The sequence below is a fragment of the Methylobacterium goesingense genome (assembly GCF_022179225.1).
Classification (GTDB): Bacteria; Pseudomonadota; Alphaproteobacteria; order Rhizobiales; family Beijerinckiaceae; genus Methylobacterium; species Methylobacterium goesingense.
In genome coordinates this window covers 1-18,210 of record NZ_BPQL01000167.1, presented here as the reverse complement: position 1 = coordinate 18,210, position 18,210 = coordinate 1, and the positions used below count along the sequence as shown (strand labels likewise).

Genomic DNA, 18,210 nt, shown 5'->3' with positions numbered 1-18,210 from the left:
GCCATCGCCCGGGCGCTGGCGAGCTGCTGCTGCTGGCCGCCCGACAGGTTGCCGCCGCGCCGCCCCTTCATCTCCAGGAGCACCGGGAACATCGTGTAGAGGTCCTGCGGCACCCGGCGCTCGTTCGTCACGGTAAGCCCGGTCTCGATGTTCTCCTGCACGGTCATGGCCGAGAAGATCATCCGGCCTTGCGGCACGTAGGCGAGGCCGCGCGCCACCCGCTGGTGACTCTTGAGGGCGCCGACCTCCGCGCCGTCGACCCGGATCGAGCCGGATTTCACCGGCACGATGCCCATCAGGGTCTTCATCAGCGTGGTCTTGCCCATGCCGTTGCGGCCCATCACGGCGACGATCTCGCCCGGTGCCACCGCGATGTCGAGGCCGTGCAGCACCTCGCTCTGGCCGTAGGCCGCGTGCAGGTCGCTGATCGCCAGCATCGGCTGGACGCCGCCCTGGATCAGGGGGGCGGGCGAAGGGACCGGAGAGGCCGCGTGCGTGGTCTGGAGCATGGCGCCGTTTCCCCTCAGTGGCCGAGATAGACTTCGATGACCTTCGGGTCGTTCTTGACCCGCTCCATCGAGCCCTCCGACAGGACCTTGCCCTGGTGCAGCACGGTGACCCGGTGGGCGATGTCCTCGACGAACTTCATGTCGTGCTCGATGACCAGCACCGAGCGGCCCTTGATGATCTGGTTGAGAAGCTCGGCGGTCTTGATGCGCTCGCCGACGCTCATCCCCGCCACCGGCTCGTCGAGCATGAGCAGTTCCGGGTCCTGGATCAGCAGCATGCCGATTTCGAGCCACTGCTTCTGGCCGTGGCTGAGGAACTCGGCCCGCTCGAGGAGCTGGTCCTTGAGGAAGATCATGCTGGCGACCTCCTCGATCCGGTCGCGGACCTCGGCGTCGCGCTTGAAGGTGAGGGCGCCGAAGACCGAACGGCCGCGCGGGAAGGAGATCTCCAGGTTCTCGAACACCGTCAGGTCGTCGTAGATCGACGGGGTCTGGAACTTGCGGCCCACCCCGGCCTGGACGATGGCGCTCTCGGAGAGCTTGGTCAGCTCCTGGCCCTTGTACTTGATCGAGCCGGCGCTGGCCTTGGTGCGCCCGCAGATGAGGTCGAGCACCGTGGTCTTGCCGGCCCCGTTGGGGCCGATGATCACCCGAATCTCGTTGGGATCGACGTAGAACGAGACGTCGTTGACCGCCTTGAAGCCGTCGAAGGAGACGGTGAGGGCCTCCACCGCCAGCAGGAAATTCTTCTCGGCCGGATCGGCGCCGATGATGTGCGAGGGCAGGAGGGCGGCGTTCATCGGAGATCCTACTCGGCGGCGTGCGGCAGGGCGACGGCGGGGGCGGGCTCCAGGGCCTTCACGCGCCGGGTCAGGCGAGGCTCGACATAGGTGCGGTAGATGCCCGCGAGTCCGTTGGGGAAGGCCAGCACCACGGCGATGAAGAGCGCGCCGAGGCCGAAGAGCCAGAGTTCGGGAAAGCTCTCCGAGAAGGTGGTCTTGGCCCAGTTGACGAGCAGCGTGCCCCAGACCGCGCCGAACAGCGACAGGCGCCCGCCGACGGCGGCGTAGATCACCATCTCGATGGACGGCACGATGCCCACGAAGGAGGGCGACATGAACCCGACCTGGAGGGTGAACATCGCCCCCCCGATGGCGGCGAACACGGCCGCCAGACAGAACGCGAAGGTCTTGAAGCTCGCCACCTGGTAGCCCGAGAACCGGACCCGGTCCTCCTTGTCGCGCATGGCGAGTAGGATGCGCCCGAGCTTCGACTTCTTCACGGCTTGGGCGAACAGGATGCAGCCGACGAGGAGCGCGCCGTTGACGAAGTACAGGATGGCGTGCGCGCTGTCGGTGCGGATGTCCCAGCCGTTGAGGGTGCGAAGATCCGTGATGCCGTTGATGCCGCCGGTGTAACCCTGCTGGCCCACGATGAGGATCGTCAGAATGGCGGCGATGGCCTGGGTGATGATGGCGAAGTAGGTGCCGCCGACACGGCGGCGGAACATCGCCGTTCCGATGACGAAGGCGAAGAAGGCCGGCACCACGATCACCGCGATGAGCGTGAAGGGCAGGCTCTGGAACGGCTTCCAGAACCAGGGCAGTTCGGTGATCTGGTTCCAGTCCATGAAGTCGGGGATGCCGGGCGTCGACTGGATCTTCGTGTTCTCGACGCTGGAAGCTTCGAGCTTCAGGTACATGGCCATGAGATAGCCGCCGAGGCCGAAGAACACGCCCTGGCCGAGGGACAGGATGCCGCCGAAGCCCCAGCAGATGACGAGGCCCAAAGCCACGAAGGAATAGGTCAGGTACTTGCCGACGAGGTTGAGCCGGAAGGCGTCGAGCAGCATCGGCAGCACGACGAAGATGACGGCCACGAGGAGCGCGAGGCTCACCCATTCCATCGGCTTCATGAACGGGTTGTCGTTGACGACAGGCTTGGATGTGGAGCGGATCATGACGTTACAGGCTCCTCAGCGCCGGACCTTGAGGGTGAAGAGGCCCTGGGGCCGCAACATCAGGATGCCGACCACCGCCAGCAGGGTGATCACCTTCGCGGTGGAGCCCGAGAGGAAGAATTCGAGGGTCGACTGCGTCTGCGAGATCGAGAAGGCCGACGCGATGGTGCCGAGCAGCGAGGCGGCACCGCCGAAGACCACGATCAGGAAGGTGTCGACGATGTAGAGCTGGCCCGAGGTCGGACCCGTGGAGCCCACCATGGTGAAGGCCGAGCCGGCGATGCCCGCGATGCCGCAGCCGAGGCCGAAGGTGAGGCGGTCGACCCGCTCGGTGTCGATGCCCACCGCGCCGGCCATCGCGCGGTTCTGCACAACGGCGCGGACCTGGGCGCCGAAGCGCGAGCGGTACATCAGGATCGCGACACCGACGGTGATCAGGGTGGTGACGCCCATGACGAACATGCCGTTGATGGGGATCTCGATGGTGTCGGTGACCTGGACCGAGCCGATGAGCCAGGACGGCAGCTCGACGCCGACCTCGCGGGCGCCGAAGATCGAGCGGTAGGCCTGCTGCAGGATCAGCGAGAGGCCCCAGGTCGCCAGCAGCGTGTCGAGGGGGCGCTTGTAGAGGTGGCGGATCAGAGCCCATTCCACCAGCATCCCCAGCGCCCCCGAGGCCAGGAAGGCCATGGCCATCGCCACGAAGAAGTAGGCCGGGAACAGGGCGGGCAGGTGGGTCTGGAAGAAGCCTGAGCAGAGGTAGGTCATGTAGGCGCCGAGGATCATGAACTCCCCGTGGGCCATGTTGATCACCCCCATCTGGCCGAAGATGATCGCCAGCCCGAGGGCCATCAGCACGTAGACCGAGAACAGAATCAGCCCGGCGAAGCCCTGCATGACGAAGATCGAGCTGAGATCCCCGAGCGAATAATCACCGAGCATGGGTTCGTTCTCCGAAGGATTTGGCTTTGGCTCTGCAAGCATCAGGCCGCCGGCATCCCCCTCCCCATTGCGGGGAGGGGACAGGGGTGTGGGTGGCTCCGCTGGCCTCCGCAGGTCGAGGGTCGCCCAACCACCCCCACCCTCAATCCCTCCCCGCGAGGGGGAGGGAGGCGATCCTACTGGTAGCCCTTCGGGAAGGGGTTCGGCTCGATCAGGTTCGGGCTCTCGTAGACCACCTCGAACTGGCCCGAGGGCAGGGCCTTGGCCACGCGGGTCTTCGACCAGAGGTGGTGGTTGGGGTGGATCTTGACGTATCCCTCGGGGGCTTCCTTGAACTCGATGTCGGCCGAGGCGGCCGCCACCTTGTCGACGTCGAAGGACCCGGCCTTCTCCACCGCCATCTTCCACAGGAACGGCCCGAGATAGGCGGCCTGGGTCACGTCGCCGATGACGGTCTTCTCGCCCCACATCTTGTGGAAGGCGGCGACGAACTTCTCGTTGTTCGGGTTCTTGAGCGACTGGAAGTACTTCATGCAGGAATAGGCGCCGGCGATGTTGTCGCCGCCGATGCCGTCGATCTCGTCCTCGGTCACCGAGATCGTCAGCAGGGTCTGCTTCGACAGATCGATGCCGGCCGCCTTGAGCTGCTTGTAGAACGCCACGTTCGAGCCGCCGACCACGTCGGTGAAGATCACGTCCGGCTTGGTGAGCTTGAGCTTGTTGATCACCGAATTAAACTGCGTGTGGCCGAGCGGGAAGTATTCCTCGCCGACGACCTTGGTCTTGAGCACGTTCTCGATGTGCTTGCGGGCGATCTTGTTCGAGGTGCGGGGCCAGATGTAGTCAGAGCCAATGAAGAAGAACGTCTTGGCGCCCTTCTCCTTGGCGACCCAGTTGAGCGACTCGAGGATCTGCTGGGTGGCTTCCTGGCCGGTGTAGATGACGTTCTTGGACTGCTCCAGGCCCTCGTAGAAGGTCGGGTAGTACAGCAGGCCATTATACTGCTCGAAGACCGGCAGCGCGGCCTTGCGCGAGGCGGAGGTCCAGCAGCCCATCACGGCAGCGCAATGGTCGTTGACGAGGAGCTTCTTGGCCTTCTCCGCGAAGGTCGGCCAGTCGGAGGCGCCGTCTTCCTGGATGACCTTGATCTTGCGCCCCAGCACGCCGCCCGCCTCGTTGATCTGCGAGATGGCCAGCTTCTCGGCCTGGATCGAGCCGGTCTCGGAGATCGCCATCGTGCCGGTGGCCGAGTGCAGGATGCCCACCGTGACCTCGGTGTCGGTCACCGCGAGGCCGGTGGTGTTCACCGCCGAGGTCGGCGGCGCCGCCGCGAAGCTCATGCGCGGCATCAGGGCGATCGCCGGAACGCCGGCCAGCCCCATGAGAAGCCTGCGCCGCAGCGCCGATTGCAGGCCGTTGCCCTTGTCCTCTGCCATCGTGCCCAAAACCCCTGTCCGGCGTCGCGCGGCTCATGGAACGGCCGCGGATCGACGGAGCGTAGGCTAGGCCGCGTTGTGCAGTGCGGCCTATACGCTGTTTTGCGTATGTCGGTGCCCCGCGCACAGGCCCATGCTGGCGAACCGCCCGCGAGCCCCGGGTCCGGCCGCGCCGCCTCGACAGGCTGGCGCGCGCTCCGGCGTGGGCGGGCGGTTCGTGGGGCACGGACCTTGCTAGGCTGGGGACGACGGAGCGCCACGGACTCGGACGACCCGGGATGCCGCGCCAGACCCCGCGCCGCATGCTACCGTCCGCGCCGAACACGATGACCGAGCACCAGCGTATCCTGCCGATCCGGCGCGACTATAACCGCCTCGTCGCCGACGAGACGCTGGAAGACTATGCCCTCCGCTTCACCGCCAAGAAGGCACGGCGCTGGTCGGGCTTCCGGGTCGCCCAGACCGCACTCGGGTCGCTCTCGTTCCTCGCCCTGGAGGCGATCGGCGGCACCCTGGTGCTGACGGTCGGGTTCACCAACACCCTGGCGGCCCTCCTGGTGGTCGGCGCCATCATCTTCGCCACCGCGACGCCGATCAGCCTCTACGCCGCCCGCTACGGCGTCGACATCGACCTCCTCACCCGGGGGGCCGGCTTCGGCTATATCGGCTCGACGGTGACCTCGCTGATCTACGCGAGCTTCACCTTCCTGTTCTTCGCCATCGAGGCGGCGATCATGGCGCTGGCCCTCGAGCTCTGCTTCGGGCTGCCCCCGAGCCTCGGCTACCTCGTCAGCGCGCTCGCGGTGATTCCGCTGGTCGTCTACGGCATCGCGATGATCAGCCGGTTCCAGCTCTGGACGCAGCCGGTCTGGATCGTCCTCAACCTCGTGCCGCTCGCCTGCATCGCCTGGGCCGGGGACGCGCCGGTGTCGGCGTGGCTCGGCCATCCGGGCGCGGACAGCGTCGGTGGGTTCGACTGGCCGCGCTTCGGCCTCGCGACCGGCATCCTGCTGGCGCTCCTGGCGCAGGTCGGCGAGCAGGTCGACTTCCTGCGCTTCGTGCCGGCGCGCGAGCCCGGCCGCGCGGGCCGCTGGTGGGCGGCGGTGCTGAGCGCCGGCGGGGGCTGGATCCTGCCCGGAATGCTCAAGATTCTCCTCGGCTCGTTCCTCGCCGTGCTGGCGCTGGCGCACGGCGTGCCGGCCGAGCACGCGGCCGAGCCGACGCGGATGTATGCGGTGGCCTTCGGCTACGTGCTGCCCTCCGGCACTGGCGCCGTCGCCCTGATGACGCTGTTTGTCGTGGTCTCGCAGCTCAAGATCAACGTCACCAACGCCTATGCGGGCTCCATCGCCTGGTCGAACTTCTTCTCGCGCCTGACCCACAGCCATCCGGGCCGCGTGGTCTGGCTCGTTTTCAACGTCGCCATCGCGCTCCTGCTGATGGAGCTCGGCATCGACAAGACCATCGTCAGCACCCTGTCGCTCTACGCCGTGGTGGTCTCGGCCTGGGTCGGCGCGCTGGCGGCGGATCTGGCCATCAACAAGCCCTTCGGCCTGTCGCCGCCCGGCATCGAGTTCAAGCGCGCCCATCTCTATGCCATCAACCCCGTCGGCACGGGCGCCATGGCTCTGGCGATCCTCGCCGGCTTCGCCGCCCATGCGGGCTGGCTCGGGGGGCTCGCCGTGCCCTTCGCGCCGATGCTGGCGCTGGCCGTCGCGGGTCTCGGCGCCCCCGCCATCGCCCTGGCCACGGGCGGGCGCTACTATCTCGCCCGCACTCCACGAACCGACTGGCAGGGGGCATCCGAGATCACCTGCCGGGTCTGCGAGCATCCGTTCGAGCCCGAAGACATGGCCCAGTGCCCCGCCTATGCGGGGCCGATCTGCTCCCTGTGCTGCTCCCTCGATGCGCGCTGCGGCGACCTGTGCAAGCCGCACGGCCGCCTGGAGGCGCAGGCCCAGAGCCTGCTCGCCCGCGTCGCGCCCGCCCGCACCGCCGCCTGGATCGGCGCGCCCCTGGGGCGCTACCTCGCGCTGATGCTCACCCTGGTGGCGGCGATCGGGCTGATCCTCGGCATCGTGCATGCGGGGGCCAGCGCAGAGCACCCGGAGCACCGCGAGGTGCTCGGCGCGGCGCTCACCAGCGTGTTCCTGATCCTCATCGTGATCCTGGGCATCGTCGCCTGGCTGTTCGTGCTCGCCCAGGAGAGCCGCCGGGTCGCCCTGGAGGAAACCGCCCGCCAGACCGGACTCTACCAGGCCGAGATCGAGGCCCATAAGGTCACGGACGCCAAGCTGCAGCAGGCCAAGGAGATCGCCGAGGCCGCCAACCTCGCCAAGAGCCGCTACGTGGTCGGCATCAGCCACGAGCTGCGCACGCCCCTGAACGCCGTGCTCGGCTACGCGCAGCTGCTCGAGGGCGACCCCTCGATTCCGGCCCCGCGCCAGAACGGCATCCGGGTCATCCGCCGCTCGGCCCAGCACCTGTCGGGGCTGATCGATGGCCTCCTCGACATCTCCCGGATGGAGGCCGGGCGGCTCCAGATCCACCGCAACGAGGTCCGGCTGGCCGACTTCCTCGACCAGATCGTCGACATGATCCGGCTCCAGGCCCAGGGCGCGGCCCTCGATTTCCGCTTCACCCGGCCCGAGACCCTGCCGGCGGTGGTGGCCACCGACGAGAAGCGCCTGCGCCAGATCCTGCTCAACCTCCTGTCGAACGCCATCAAGTTCACGCCCGCCGGCACGGTGACCCTGGACCTGACCTACCGCAACCAGATCGCGGTGTTCACGATCAGCGACACCGGCCTCGGCATCCGCCCGGACGACCTGGAGCGGATCTTCGAGCCGTTCGAGCGCGGCTCGCTCGCCGCCGCCCGCTCCACGCCGGGCACCGGCCTCGGGCTGACCATCGCGCACCTTCTCGCCCAGGTGATGGGCGGCGAGATCACGGTGGAGAGCGAGATCGGGCGCGGCACGCGCTTTCGCGTCCGCCTGATGCTCGCCTCGGTGGCGCGCCCGAAGCCGGTCCTCGCGCAGGTCAGCACCCCGGCCCGACGCTATGCGGGGGTCCGCCGCACCATCCTCGTCGCCGACGACGATGCCGCCCATCGCGGCCTGATGCGCGACATCCTCGAACCCCTCGGCCTCGTGGTGCTGGAGGCCGCCGACGGCCCAGCCTGCCTCGAACTGGCCGCGACGCGCCCGCCGGACCTGTTCCTCCTCGACATCGCCATGCCGGGCATGAGCGGCTGGGCGCTGGCCAAGGCCCTGCGGGAGGCCGGCCACGCGGCGCGCATCGCCATGATGTCGGCCAACGTGCACGAGATCAGCCCGGTGCGCGGCAGCGATGCGCCCCACGACGCGATCATCGCCAAGCCCTTCGACCTGCGCGACTTCCTCGAATGCGTCACCGGCCTCCTCGGCCTGGACTGGACGGCGGCGGAGGCACCCGCGCCGCCGAAGCCCGAGGCCGTCTCGCCGGACCCGCGCCCCGAGCACCTCGCCGACCTCCTGCGCCTCGTACGCATCGGCCATGTCCGCGGCATCGAGGCGAAGCTCGCCGAGATGGAAGCCGGTCGCGACGCGCCGACCGCCTTCATCGCGCAGATGCGGGGGCTCACCGCCGCCTTCGATCTGCGCCGCGCCCGAACCGTGATCGAGGGCCTGATGGAGCCTGCCTCCGATGGCTGAGGCGCAGCGCGACATCATCCTCGTGGTCGACGATTCCCCCGAGACCCTGAGCTTCCTCACCGAGGCGATCGAGCGCTCGGGCGCCACCGTGCTGGTGGCGGTGGCCGGCGACCTCGCCCTGGCGCTCGTCGACGAGATCACCCCGGACGTGATCCTGCTCGACGCGGTGATGCCCGGCATGGACGGCTTCGAGACCTGCCGCCGCCTCAAGGCGAAGGGCCACCTCGCCCATGTCCCGGTGATCTTCATGACGGGATTGTCGGAGACCGAGCACATCGTGAAGGGCCTGGAGGCGGGAGGCGTCGACTACGTCACGAAGCCCATCGCCCCGGACGAGATCCTGGCTCGCATCCGGGTCCACCTCGCCGGCGCCCGCGCGGCCCAGAGCGCCCGGGCCGCCCTCGACACAACCGGCCGCACCCTGTTCGCGGTGGACCGGGACGGCACCGTGCTGTGGGGTACGCCCCAGGCCGCCCGCCTGCTCGGCGGCTTCACCGAACCCGGCGCCCCCGCGAGCCTGCCGCCGCAGGGCGCCGCTTGGCTCCGGGCCTGCCTCGCCAGCGCGGGCGGGCCCGCCTTGACGCTCGTCGACCGCGCCGGCACGGCCTTTACGTTCAGCTTCATCGGCGGCACCGGCGACGAGATCCTGCTGCGCCTGTCCCGCGACAGCACGGAGGCGGGGCTGGAGCGCCTGCGCCTGCGCCTGCGAGTGACCGGGCGGGAGGCGGAGGTGCTGCTCTGGCTCTCGCGCGGCAAGTCGAGCCGCGACATCGGCGAGATCCTGGGCTTGAGCCCGCGTACGGTAACGAAGCACCTCGAGGGCATCTACGAAAAGCTCGGCGTCGAGAACCGCACCGCCGCCTCGGTCATCGCCGCGCGCCACCTCCAGGACCTCGACTGACCGGGCGCCCCGGCGCCGTCGAAGGAATGCGGATATTTCCAGCCCGCCCCCTCGCTTTGTCCACACGAGACACGATCTACTCTCGTAGGTCTCGGCGGGAGCTTGGCGATGAACTGGATGGCATGGTTGGTCGGCCGGTGCGTGGACTTCACCGAGCGCGTGGTGCCCGGCCTCGACCGGCGCGAAGCCGGACGCGCGGGCGCGCCGCCGGCGCTGCGCGGCCGTGTGCGCGGCTCGGGCTCCGAACCTCTGGTGATGCAGCCCGGCCCCGGGCACCGTCCGGACTGAGCATCCCTCGCCGAAGCGTTCGTCTATTCGGCGAAGAAACGGATGCGGGAACAGAGATCCGAACGGCGTCGCATCCGGCAACGCCGTCTCGGGCGAACGCGTCGCCCCATGCGTCAGGCGAGGGCGCGGGCCGCCGCACCCACCTTGCGCACCGAGGCATCGACCTCGGAGGCGGCGGCCGCGATCCCGTCCATGTTCTGGCGGACCCGCTCGACGCTCTGGGCGGCGGTCTGCATGTTTACCGACATGTCGCGGGTCACCGCGGCCTGCTCGGTCACCGCCGAGGAGACGCTCATCGAGATCTCGCTGAGGTGGGCGATCGTCTGGGCAATCCCCTTGATGGCGTCGACGGCCTGATTGGTGGAATCCTGAACCGCCGAGATTTGCGTGCCGATCTCCTCCGTGGCCCGGGAGGACTGGTTGGCCAGCGCCTTCACCTCGGCCGCCACCACGGCGAAGCCCCGCCCCGCCTCGCCGGCCCGCGCCGCCTCGATGGTGGCGTTTAGCGCCAGCAGGTTGGTCTGGTCGGCGATGGAGCGGATCACCGAGATCACCTCGCCGATCTTGTCGGCTGACGCGGTCAGGCCGGCGATGATGCCGGACGCCTCCTCGGCCCGGACCACGGCCTCGTCGGAGGCGGCCTTCGCCTCGACGGCGTGGCGGCTCAACTCCTCGATGGAGGCCGAGAATTCCTCCGCGCCGGCCGCCACGGCCTGGACGTTCCCGGAGGTCTGGGCCGCAGCCTCGGCCGTGAGGGTGGCCTGATGGCTCACCTCGGAGATCGAACCCGTGATGACGCCGAGATCCTTGTCGATGGCCTGCTGGCCGTCGCGCCGACGCAGGCGGTCGGCCACCTGGGCGGTGACGTCGGTGGCGAACTTGACCACCGCGACCACCCGACCGTCGGCACCCAGCACCGGATTGTAGGCCCCGCTGATCCAGACCTCGCGGCCGCCCTTCGCCAGGCGGCGGAACTCGCCGGCCTGGTAGGCGCCCCCCGCGAGCCCCGTCCAGAACGCCGCATAGGCCGGCGTGTCCCGGTCGGACGGCGCCACGAACTGGCTGTGATGGCGTCCCTTGATCTCGTCCAGGCGGTAGCCGAGTGCCTGCAGGAAATTCGAATTGGCGTCCGTGACGATGCCGTCCGGCGTGAAGTGGATCACCGCCTGCGAGCGGTTGATGGCCGCGATCTGACCCTCATAGGCAGCATTGCGCTCGGTCTGGGCGGTGATGTCGGTGGCGAACTTGACCACCTTGAACGGCTTGCCGCGCCGGTCGAGGACCGGGTTGTAGCTCGCCTGGATCCAGATCCGGCGCTTGTCCTTGGTGACCCGGCAAAAGGTCCGCGCCTGGAACTCGCCGTTGCGCAGGCTCTCCCAGAACTGGCCGTAAGCAGGCGAATCGCGCTCCTCGGCGGTCACGAACTGGCTGTGGGGACGGCCCCGGACCTCGTCGAGTGTGTATCCAACGAGATCGAGAAAGATCCGGTTCGCGCTCTGGACGCTGCCATCCATCCCGAATTCGATTCGACCCTGCGACCGATCAAGAGCCTCAAGAGTTGCACGAAGCCCTGAACCGAACATTGTCGCCCTCACACCAATACCGAAACGGATAGCGGCCCGTTTCCATTGAAATAGCGAGGAATCCTATAAATATAATTTGTGAATCCGTGTTTAACAAACAGCAATATCGGCCTTGTCGTAGAAATAACAAATGACACTCCAGCGGGCAATTCAATAATCACAAAACCGTGTTCACCGCGCTGTCGGCAACGGTCTCCCGGAGCGGGTCCGGCGATCCTCGACACCCCGCGCGCATCTGGCGGGGCGTGAAAGGACACTTCGGCAGCCCCCCGGCACCGCTCCTCGCGACACGCGGAATCGATGAACCTTGGCCACAGGTTCGTGCGTTGACCAGGCAGTCTGGAGTCATCCCGGGCTCTGGGGTTGCCGTGGGCGAAGTGTCGTTCCGGTCCTGGTCTTTCCGATCCCCAATTTCGCAGAGCCAAAGTTTTCGATGTCGAAAGTGCCCATGATGCGACACCAGCCCGCCCTTCCGACGATCCAGGCTCCGATGCCGCCGCGCCGTGGGGCCCATTCCCGCCAGCGGACCCGGATACTGGCGGCAGCACTGCTTGGCACGGTCCTCGTACCCGGCGCGGCCATCGCGCAGGGATCGGCGTCGACGCCCGCCGCCACGCCGTCGGTGAACCTCACCAAGGTGGCGAGCTTCGACCACCAGGTCACCGGCGTCACGGTCGCCAAGGACGGGCGCATCTTCGTCAACTTCCCGCGCTGGACCGAGGACACAGAGGTGTCGGTGGGCGAACTGAAGGACGGAAAGGTGGTGCCGTTCCCGGATGCGGCCTGGAATTCCTGGCGCAACGCCCGCAAGGACGAGGTCACGGCCAAGGACCACTGGATCTGCGTCCAGAGCGTCGTGGCCGGCCCGAACGGCAACCTCTGGGTGCTCGATCCGGCGGCCCCTGCCATGGCGGCCCTGGTGCCCGGCGGCCCGAAGCTCGTCGAGATCGACCTGACGACCAATCAGCCCGCGCGCACCATCGCCTTCGACGAGAGCGTCGCGCCACAGGGCTCCTACCTCAACGACGTGCGCTTCTCGCCCGACGGCAAGACTGCCTACCTCACCGATTCCGGGGCCAAGGGCGCCCTGGTAGTGGTCGACCTCGACAGCGGTCGGGCCCACCGGGTGCTCGACGGCGATCCCTCGACGCAGCCGGACAAGAGCGTGACCGTGACCTATGACGGCAAGCCCCTGCGCCGGCCGGACGGGCGCGGCGTCGAGTTCGCCGCCGACGGCATCGCCCTCTCGCCCGATGGCAAGACGCTGTACTGGCAGGCGATCAAGGGCAAGACGCTCTACAGCCTGCCCACCGAGACCTTGGCCAGTGGCATCACCACGGCGCTGATGCCGACGACGCTGGCGGACAAGAGCGTGGCGGGCCGCATCGAGACCGTGGGCGAGAACGGGCCGGCCGACGGGCTGATCATCGCGCGCAAGGACGGCCGGATGTACGTGACCTCGCCACAGGACGATTCGATCAAGGTCCGCGACCTGTCGAGCAAGGGCGGTGCCCTGAGGACCGTGGTGCAGGACAAGCGCCTGCGCTGGCCCGACACCTTCGCCGAAGGGCCCGACGGGACGATCTACGTCACGACCTCGCACATTCAGGACTCGGCCTTCTACAAGCCCGACGCGCCGGCGGCCCTCCCGACCGAGTTGTGGAGCTTCAAGCCGACGTCCGCCGACGCCACGGGCTCGACCGCGCCCGCCCCGGCCGGCCGCTGAGTCGCGACGCGCCGCCCCCGTGACGGGGAGCGGCGCGCCCCGCCATGCCCGATGCCATAGAGGAACGATGCCGACGATACGACGACGCGCGCTGCTCGGCGGCGCAGGAGCGGCGCTCGCCCTGGGAGCGTGGCCGGCCGCGGCGGCCCCGATCGTCCGGATCGACGATCCGCGCCTGCGCGACGTGCTCGATCCCGGCGCACCGCTGCGCACGCTCTACACGGGCGGGCGCTGGTGCGAGGGCCTGTGCTACGCGCCCGGCCTTGGTGGCCTGATCGTCAGCGACGTCCGAGCCAACCGGATGATCCGGATCGCCGATGACGGCGGCACGCACGTGTTCCGCGATCCTTCGAACAACGCCAACGGCAACACCCTCGACGGCGAGGGCCGCCTCGTCACCTGCGAGCATCGTGGGCGCCGGGTGGTGCGGCGCGAGCCGGATGGGCGCCTCACGGTGCTGGCCGACGCTTTCGAAGGCAAGCCGCTGAATTCGCCGAACGACGCCGCACTGGCGCCGGACGGGGCGATCTGGTTCACCGATCCGGTGTTCGGCATCACTATGCCGGACGAAGGCCTGATGGCGCGACCGGCGCAAGCGGCCCGGCGGGTCTACCGGATCGATCCGTCCGGCCGGGTCGAGGCCATGACCGACGCCGTCGGCCAACCCAACGGCATCGCGTTCAGCCCGGACGGGACCCGCCTCTATGTCAGCGACACCAGCGCCGCCCTGAAGAATCCCGAGGGCGCCCGCACGATCCTGGCCTTCCCGGTGGTCGAGGGCCGCAGGCTCGGTGCGCCGAAACCCTTCGCCACCGTGAAGGCCGGCGTGCCCGACGGCCTCGCGGTGGATGCCGACGGCCGGGTCTACGCCGCCTGCTTCGACGGCGTGCGGATCTACGCGCCCGACGGCACGGCCCTCGGGCGAATCGCCACCGCCACGGACGCCGCCAACGTCGCCTTCGGCGGCGCGGACGGCCGGCGCCTCTTCATCGCCGCGGGCGCTCGCGTCCTCGCCATCGACCTCAAGGTGCGCGGCCCCGCCAGGGGCTGACCCACCGTTCCCTTATCCCCCCTCGACCGGATCGCGCCATGACGCTCGCTCGCCGTGACCTCCTCGCCGCCGGCCTCGCCGGTGCGGCGGCCCTCTCCCTGCCCGGCGAGGCCGCCGCCGCGCCGCCGCCCGAGGTCGCCACCCGTCAGGCGGCGGGCGGGCTCGAACTCGCCTTCACGGCGAACGCGCCCTCGACCCCCACCGGCCTCGCCATCTCGGCCGGCGGACGGCGCTTCGTGATGATGCCGCGCTTCGATGCCAAGGTGCCCTTCACCCTCGGCGAGGTGCTGACGGACGGCGCGGTCCGGCCCTATCCGGACATGGCGACGAACCAGCCCGATTCGGAGCAGCCGCAGGCGCGCCTGTTCCACGTGCCCAACGGCGTCTTCGACCGCGACGACACCCTGTGGTGCCTGGATGCCGGCCTGCCGGACGGCTCCGGCCCGCCGGTGAAGGGCGGCCCTAAGCTGGTGCAGATCGACCTCGCCGACAACCGCATTCGCCGCGTGGTGCCGCTGGACGCCGGCATCAGCCCGACCTCGTCGCTCAACGACCTGCGGGTGGACATCCGCGACGGCTATGCCCGTGCCTACATCACCGACCAGGGCCAGGACGGGGAGGGCGCCATCCTGGCCGTCGACCTCGCGACGGGCCGGGTGGTGCGCCGACTCGCCGGTCACGTCAGCACCAAGTCGCAGAAAGGCCTCCTCAAGATCGTCGAGGACCGCGCGGTGGTGCAGCGCAAGGGGGAGGGGCCGCCGCGCCCGGTCCAGGGCGGCGCCAACGGCATCGCGCTCAGCCCCGACGGCCGGCGCCTCTACTACGCCCCCCTGATCGGGCGGCGCCTGTATGCAGTGGAAACCGCCGCGCTCTTGGATCCCGAGACCAGCGACGCAGGCGTGGCGGCCGGCGTCGAGGATCTCGGCGAGAAGGGCATGACCGGCGGCCTCACCACCGATTCGAAGGACCGGGTCTACCTCGCCATGCAGGAATTCAACGCGGTCGGGCGCCGCGACCCCGACGGCACCGTGGAGATCATCGCCTCCGACCCGCGCCTGATCTGGGCCGACACGTTCTGGATCACGCCCGATCGCTGGCTCCACATCTCGTCCGCCCAGGTGAACCGGCGCCCGGAATACAACGGCGGCGCGGACCTGCAGAAGCCACCCTACGCCATCCTGAGGATGCGGATCGACGCCGACCCGGCCTGAAGTTCAGGGGGGTCCGGCCGGGTCGCTCGCGGGATTTGCGCCCATCGGTTGCAACACAACCTTAAGCGCTGGGACGTATCACGATTGCGTGAAAGACGTACCGGGGCCTGGGCATGCCGCAGCGACGGACAACGATCGATGCCATCCGCGGCCTCTGTCTGATCAACATCTTCGTCAACCACATTCAGGACGGCGTCATCGCCACCGTCTCGCCCTCCCGCCTGGGCTTCTCCGACAGCGCCGACATCTTCGTCCTTCTCAGCGGCATGTCCGTCGCCCTCGCGGCGAGCCAGGCGTCGCGGCACCGGGTCCCGGACATCATCGCCCATCTCTGGCGGCGGGCCGTCCGGATCTACGCTTTCGACCTTGTCATCATCCTGTCGACGCTCGGAATCCTGGCGGCCGTGCTCGCCCTGCGCGGCGTCGCGGGCGTGCATGCGGACGAACTGGGCCTGCTGCGGGACCATGGCTTTTCGAGCGTGCTCAACCACACGCTGACCCTGCGCCAGACGGTGGGCTACTCCGCCGTCCTGCGCCTCTACGTCGCCCTGATGCTGGTCGCCCCCTTCTTCCTGCGTCTGGCCGGGTGGCGGTTCTGGGCGCCGCTGCCGCCGGCGCTGCTCGTCTGGCTGGCGGCCGGCCAGTTCGATCTGGTCGTGAGCAACAGCCTCACGGGAGCGCCCTTCGCGCTGACGATCCTGCCCTGGATTCTCGTTTTCTCCATCGGGATCGCGATCGGACAAGGCATGGTCGACGGCGTCGCCCTGCCGCGCAGCCGGCGCCTGACCGTGCTCGCGCTCGCGTACCTCGCCGGCTACCTCGTCCTGACCGTGGTCCTGGTCCGCCTGTGGACGCCAGCGGCACACTGGGCCGCGGCGCGCAACGACGCGTTCTGGCTCGGCGCGAGCAAGACCTATCAGTCGCCGCTGCGACTGCTGCACCTCCTCGCCCTGGCCTACGTGGTGATGGCCTTGCCGCGGGCTCCGCTGATCCGCCTGCTGCATCGGGTGCCGCCCGACCACCTCTTGAGCCGCCTCGGCCGCAGGTCCCTGCCGGTCTTCACGGCCGGCGCGATCGGGGCCGTGGTGGCCAGCGAGGTGCTCAATCTCGCGGCCGTTTCCCTCCGAGACGCCTGGCTCCCGATGCTGCTCCTCGAAGCCGGCATGATCGCCCTGTTCGTCGGAATCGCCCTGCGGATCGCCGCCCCCCCACGCCGCGTGGCGCCTGCCCGCCGGCCGATGCGTAACCCGTTGCCCGAAGCGAGCGCGGCGCCGGGCCCGCGTTCGGCGATCGCCTGACCCCCTATTCCGACCAGCGCAGGGCCGCGGCGGCGGCGAAGGTGCCGATCACGCCCGCGATCAGGCTGAGGGCGCCAAGGATGGCGAGCGGCGTGGTGAAGGGGATTGTGCCGCCCAGCGCCGCCTCGCTCGCCGAAACGCCGAAGATCAGCGTCGGGATCATCAGGGGCAGCACCACGACCGCCAGGATGAGCCCGCCACGGCGGATGGAGGCGGTGAGCGCTGCGCCCACCGCGCCCACGAAGGTCAGGGCCGGGGTGCCGACCAGCAGGGTGAGGGCGGTCGCCGCCATCGCCCGGCCGTCGAGGGCGACGAGGAGCCCGAACAGGGGCGAGGCCAGCGCCAGCGGGAGGCCGGTGGTGAGCCAGTGAGCCAGCACCTTGGCCAGGACGACCCCCTCCAGGGGGGCGGGCGAACCGGACATCAGGTCGAGGGAGCCGTCCTCCTCGTCGGCCTGGAACAGGCGGTCGAGGCCGATCAGGGTCGAGAGCACGGCGGCGAGCCAGAGGATCGCGGGACCGATCCGCGACAGCAGGTTGAGGTCGGGCCCAAGGGCGAAGGGCACCAGGGCGACGATCATCAGGAAGAACACGAGGGAGAGCGCCCCCGAGCCGCCGACGCGGGCGGCAAGGGCAAGGTCGCGGGCGACGAGGGCCTTGAGGGCGCGCATCACCACCAGACCTCGTCGGCCGCGACCGCCGGCCGAGCCGCCTTTGCGGCAGGCGCCTCGATTCGCAGTTCCCGCGCGTCGGCGAGGCCGAGGGCTTGGTGCGTCGCCGCGATGACGAGGCCGCCCTCCGCCCGATGGCGAGCCATCATCCCGGCGAGGACATCCTGCGAGGCGGCGTCGAGGGCCGCCGTCGGTTCGTCGAGAAGCCAGAGCGGGCGCCGGCAGACGAGGAGGCGGGCCAGCGCCACCCGCCGCCGCTGACCGGCGGAGAGGTAGGCCACGGGAAGGCGCAGGGCGTGGCCGAGGCCGAGTTCCTCCAGGGCCGCGCGGGGGCTCGCGGTCGGCGCGCCGAGGAGGTCGCGGGCGAAGGCGAGGTTCTCCTCGGCCGTCAGCGGACTCTTCAGCCCGTCGCGGTGGCCGACCACGTGCAGGCACTCGGACAGGGTCGCCTCGCCAATCCCGCTCGCCGTGACCGTCCCGGCCTCCGGCTTGAGCCGGCCCGCCAGCACCGCCAGCAGCGTCGACTTGCCGGCGCCGTTGCGGCCCGTCACCATCAGCGCCTCGCCCGGCCCGAGGGCGAAGGACAGACCCGAAAAGATGCGGCGGCCGGAGCGGCGGACGGCGAGGTCTTGAGCGGTCAGCCGCACGGGGGGTCCTGAGTCATGAGCCTCGTCGCGTCGGCTACCCGTAGACGTCGCGGCGGTGACCGATCCTGATCACGAGGATGCGCAGGGCGTTGCCCTCGATCGCGGCGATCACGCGAACGTCACCGATCCGGTTTTCCTGGAAGTTGCCGAGCCCAGACCCCTTCAGGGCTTCGCCAATGGCACGCGGATCGCCCAGTGGCGAGACCCGGGCGCGCAGAAACCCCAGGATCCGCCTCGCGGTCGCCCGATCGTGCCGGGCGAACATCGAGGTCACCATCGTGCGGCCTGAGCCCGGC

The 18,210-nt window shown here is 69.4% G+C and carries 16 protein-coding genes; 7 read left to right on the top strand and 9 right to left on the bottom strand.

Going from position 1 to position 18,210, the window contains the following annotated elements; translation table 11 throughout:
• The 5 genes from MFF30_RS22830 to urtA form a co-directional block, all read right to left on the bottom strand.
• Positions 1 to 437 (bottom strand): ATP-binding cassette domain-containing protein (locus MFF30_RS22830; protein ID WP_238282358.1); only part of this gene is annotated, 437 nt, incomplete at its 3' end.
• Positions 438 to 523: 86 nt separating this feature from the next.
• Positions 524 to 1,309, bottom strand: a complete 786-nt coding sequence (urtD, locus tag MFF30_RS22825; RefSeq protein ID WP_238282354.1) for an urea ABC transporter ATP-binding protein UrtD — start codon at positions 1,307 to 1,309, stop codon at positions 524 to 526.
• An 8-nt stretch (positions 1,310 to 1,317) separates the two neighbouring features.
• Positions 1,318 to 2,469 (bottom strand): urea ABC transporter permease subunit UrtC, encoded by a 1,152-nt coding sequence (gene urtC / locus MFF30_RS22820; RefSeq protein WP_238282353.1) that lies wholly within the window; start codon positions 2,467 to 2,469, stop codon positions 1,318 to 1,320.
• Between the two features lie 15 nt (positions 2,470 to 2,484).
• Positions 2,485 to 3,411 (bottom strand): urea ABC transporter permease subunit UrtB, encoded by a 927-nt coding sequence (urtB, locus tag MFF30_RS22815; RefSeq protein ID WP_238282352.1) that lies wholly within the window; start codon positions 3,409 to 3,411, stop codon positions 2,485 to 2,487.
• A gap of 176 nt (positions 3,412 to 3,587) precedes the next feature.
• Positions 3,588 to 4,847: an urea ABC transporter substrate-binding protein gene (gene urtA / locus MFF30_RS22810; RefSeq protein WP_238282351.1), complete on the bottom strand. Its 1,260-nt coding sequence runs from the start codon at positions 4,845 to 4,847 to the stop codon at positions 3,588 to 3,590.
• Positions 4,848 to 5,173: 326 nt separating this feature from the next.
• Between urtA and MFF30_RS22805 the strand changes: the two genes are divergently transcribed.
• The 3 genes from MFF30_RS22805 to MFF30_RS22795 all read left to right on the top strand — a co-directional run bounded on the left by MFF30_RS22805 (position 5,174) and on the right by MFF30_RS22795 (position 9,728).
• Entirely contained in the window at positions 5,174 to 8,539 is a 3,366-nt protein-coding gene (locus tag MFF30_RS22805; RefSeq protein WP_238282357.1) for a hybrid sensor histidine kinase/response regulator, read from the top strand.
• Complete coding sequence (locus MFF30_RS22800) at positions 8,532 to 9,440, top strand: response regulator transcription factor (RefSeq protein WP_238282348.1); 909 nt, start codon at positions 8,532 to 8,534, stop codon at positions 9,438 to 9,440. Before MFF30_RS22805 ends, MFF30_RS22800 begins: the two co-directional genes overlap by 8 nt.
• Positions 9,441 to 9,548: 108 nt before the next feature.
• A complete protein-coding gene (locus tag MFF30_RS22795) occupies positions 9,549 to 9,728 on the top strand; it encodes a hypothetical protein (RefSeq protein ID WP_238282344.1) in 180 nt (59 codons plus the stop codon).
• A 113-nt stretch (positions 9,729 to 9,841) separates the two neighbouring features.
• Here MFF30_RS22795 and MFF30_RS22790 read toward each other — a convergent pair whose 3' ends face one another.
• Positions 9,842 to 11,311: a methyl-accepting chemotaxis protein gene (locus MFF30_RS22790; protein WP_283205930.1), complete on the bottom strand. Its 1,470-nt coding sequence runs from the start codon at positions 11,309 to 11,311 to the stop codon at positions 9,842 to 9,844.
• 490 nt (positions 11,312 to 11,801) lie between these two features.
• Here MFF30_RS22790 and MFF30_RS22785 point away from each other — a divergent pair, with 490 nt between their 5' ends.
• The 4 genes from MFF30_RS22785 to opgC all read left to right on the top strand — a co-directional run bounded on the left by MFF30_RS22785 (position 11,802) and on the right by opgC (position 16,597).
• The gene (locus tag MFF30_RS22785; RefSeq protein ID WP_238282356.1) at positions 11,802 to 13,037 is read left to right on the top strand and encodes an SMP-30/gluconolactonase/LRE family protein; all 1,236 of its coding nucleotides are present in this window, start codon (positions 11,802 to 11,804) and stop codon (positions 13,035 to 13,037) included.
• A gap of 67 nt (positions 13,038 to 13,104) precedes the next feature.
• Positions 13,105 to 14,088, top strand: coding sequence for an SMP-30/gluconolactonase/LRE family protein (locus MFF30_RS22780; protein ID WP_238282340.1), 984 nt, complete (start codon positions 13,105 to 13,107; stop codon positions 14,086 to 14,088).
• A gap of 38 nt (positions 14,089 to 14,126) precedes the next feature.
• Complete coding sequence (locus MFF30_RS22775; protein WP_238282338.1) at positions 14,127 to 15,299, top strand: SMP-30/gluconolactonase/LRE family protein; 1,173 nt, start codon at positions 14,127 to 14,129, stop codon at positions 15,297 to 15,299.
• A 113-nt stretch (positions 15,300 to 15,412) separates the two neighbouring features.
• Entirely contained in the window at positions 15,413 to 16,597 is a 1,185-nt protein-coding gene (gene opgC / locus MFF30_RS22770; protein ID WP_238282336.1) for an OpgC domain-containing protein, read from the top strand.
• Positions 16,598 to 16,601: 4 nt separating this feature from the next.
• Here the strand turns inward: opgC and ccmB are convergent, their stop codons facing one another.
• The 3 genes from ccmB to MFF30_RS22755 form a co-directional block, all read right to left on the bottom strand.
• Entirely contained in the window at positions 16,602 to 17,267 is a 666-nt protein-coding gene (ccmB, locus tag MFF30_RS22765) for a heme exporter protein CcmB (protein WP_238282334.1), read from the bottom strand.
• Positions 17,267 to 17,914: a heme ABC exporter ATP-binding protein CcmA gene (gene ccmA / locus MFF30_RS22760; RefSeq protein WP_238282332.1), complete on the bottom strand. Its 648-nt coding sequence runs from the start codon at positions 17,912 to 17,914 to the stop codon at positions 17,267 to 17,269. Before ccmA ends, ccmB begins: the two co-directional genes overlap by 1 nt.
• Positions 17,915 to 17,948: 34 nt before the next feature.
• Positions 17,949 to 18,210: type II toxin-antitoxin system RelE family toxin (locus MFF30_RS22755; RefSeq protein WP_306424599.1), on the bottom strand; the 262-nt coding region annotated here is incomplete at its 5' end.

Coding starts and splice junctions, on each gene's coding strand:
- urtD (WP_238282354.1), bottom strand. CDS start 1,309: ATGAACGCCGCCCTCCTGCCCTCGCACATCATCGGCGCCGATCCGGCC.
- urtC (WP_238282353.1), bottom strand. CDS start 2,469: ATGATCCGCTCCACATCCAAGCCTGTCGTCAACGACAACCCGTTCATG.
- urtB (WP_238282352.1), bottom strand. CDS start 3,411: ATGCTCGGTGATTATTCGCTCGGGGATCTCAGCTCGATCTTCGTCATG.
- urtA (WP_238282351.1), bottom strand. CDS start 4,847: ATGGCAGAGGACAAGGGCAACGGCCTGCAATCGGCGCTGCGGCGCAGG.
- MFF30_RS22805 (WP_238282357.1), top strand. CDS start 5,174: ATGACCGAGCACCAGCGTATCCTGCCGATCCGGCGCGACTATAACCGC.
- MFF30_RS22800 (WP_238282348.1), top strand. CDS start 8,532: ATGGCTGAGGCGCAGCGCGACATCATCCTCGTGGTCGACGATTCCCCC.
- MFF30_RS22795 (WP_238282344.1), top strand. CDS start 9,549: ATGAACTGGATGGCATGGTTGGTCGGCCGGTGCGTGGACTTCACCGAG.
- MFF30_RS22790 (WP_283205930.1), bottom strand. CDS start 11,311: ATGTTCGGTTCAGGGCTTCGTGCAACTCTTGAGGCTCTTGATCGGTCG.
- MFF30_RS22785 (WP_238282356.1), top strand. CDS start 11,802: ATGCCGCCGCGCCGTGGGGCCCATTCCCGCCAGCGGACCCGGATACTG.
- MFF30_RS22780 (WP_238282340.1), top strand. CDS start 13,105: ATGCCGACGATACGACGACGCGCGCTGCTCGGCGGCGCAGGAGCGGCG.
- MFF30_RS22775 (WP_238282338.1), top strand. CDS start 14,127: ATGACGCTCGCTCGCCGTGACCTCCTCGCCGCCGGCCTCGCCGGTGCG.
- opgC (WP_238282336.1), top strand. CDS start 15,413: ATGCCGCAGCGACGGACAACGATCGATGCCATCCGCGGCCTCTGTCTG.
- ccmB (WP_238282334.1), bottom strand. CDS start 17,267: ATGCGCGCCCTCAAGGCCCTCGTCGCCCGCGACCTTGCCCTTGCCGCC.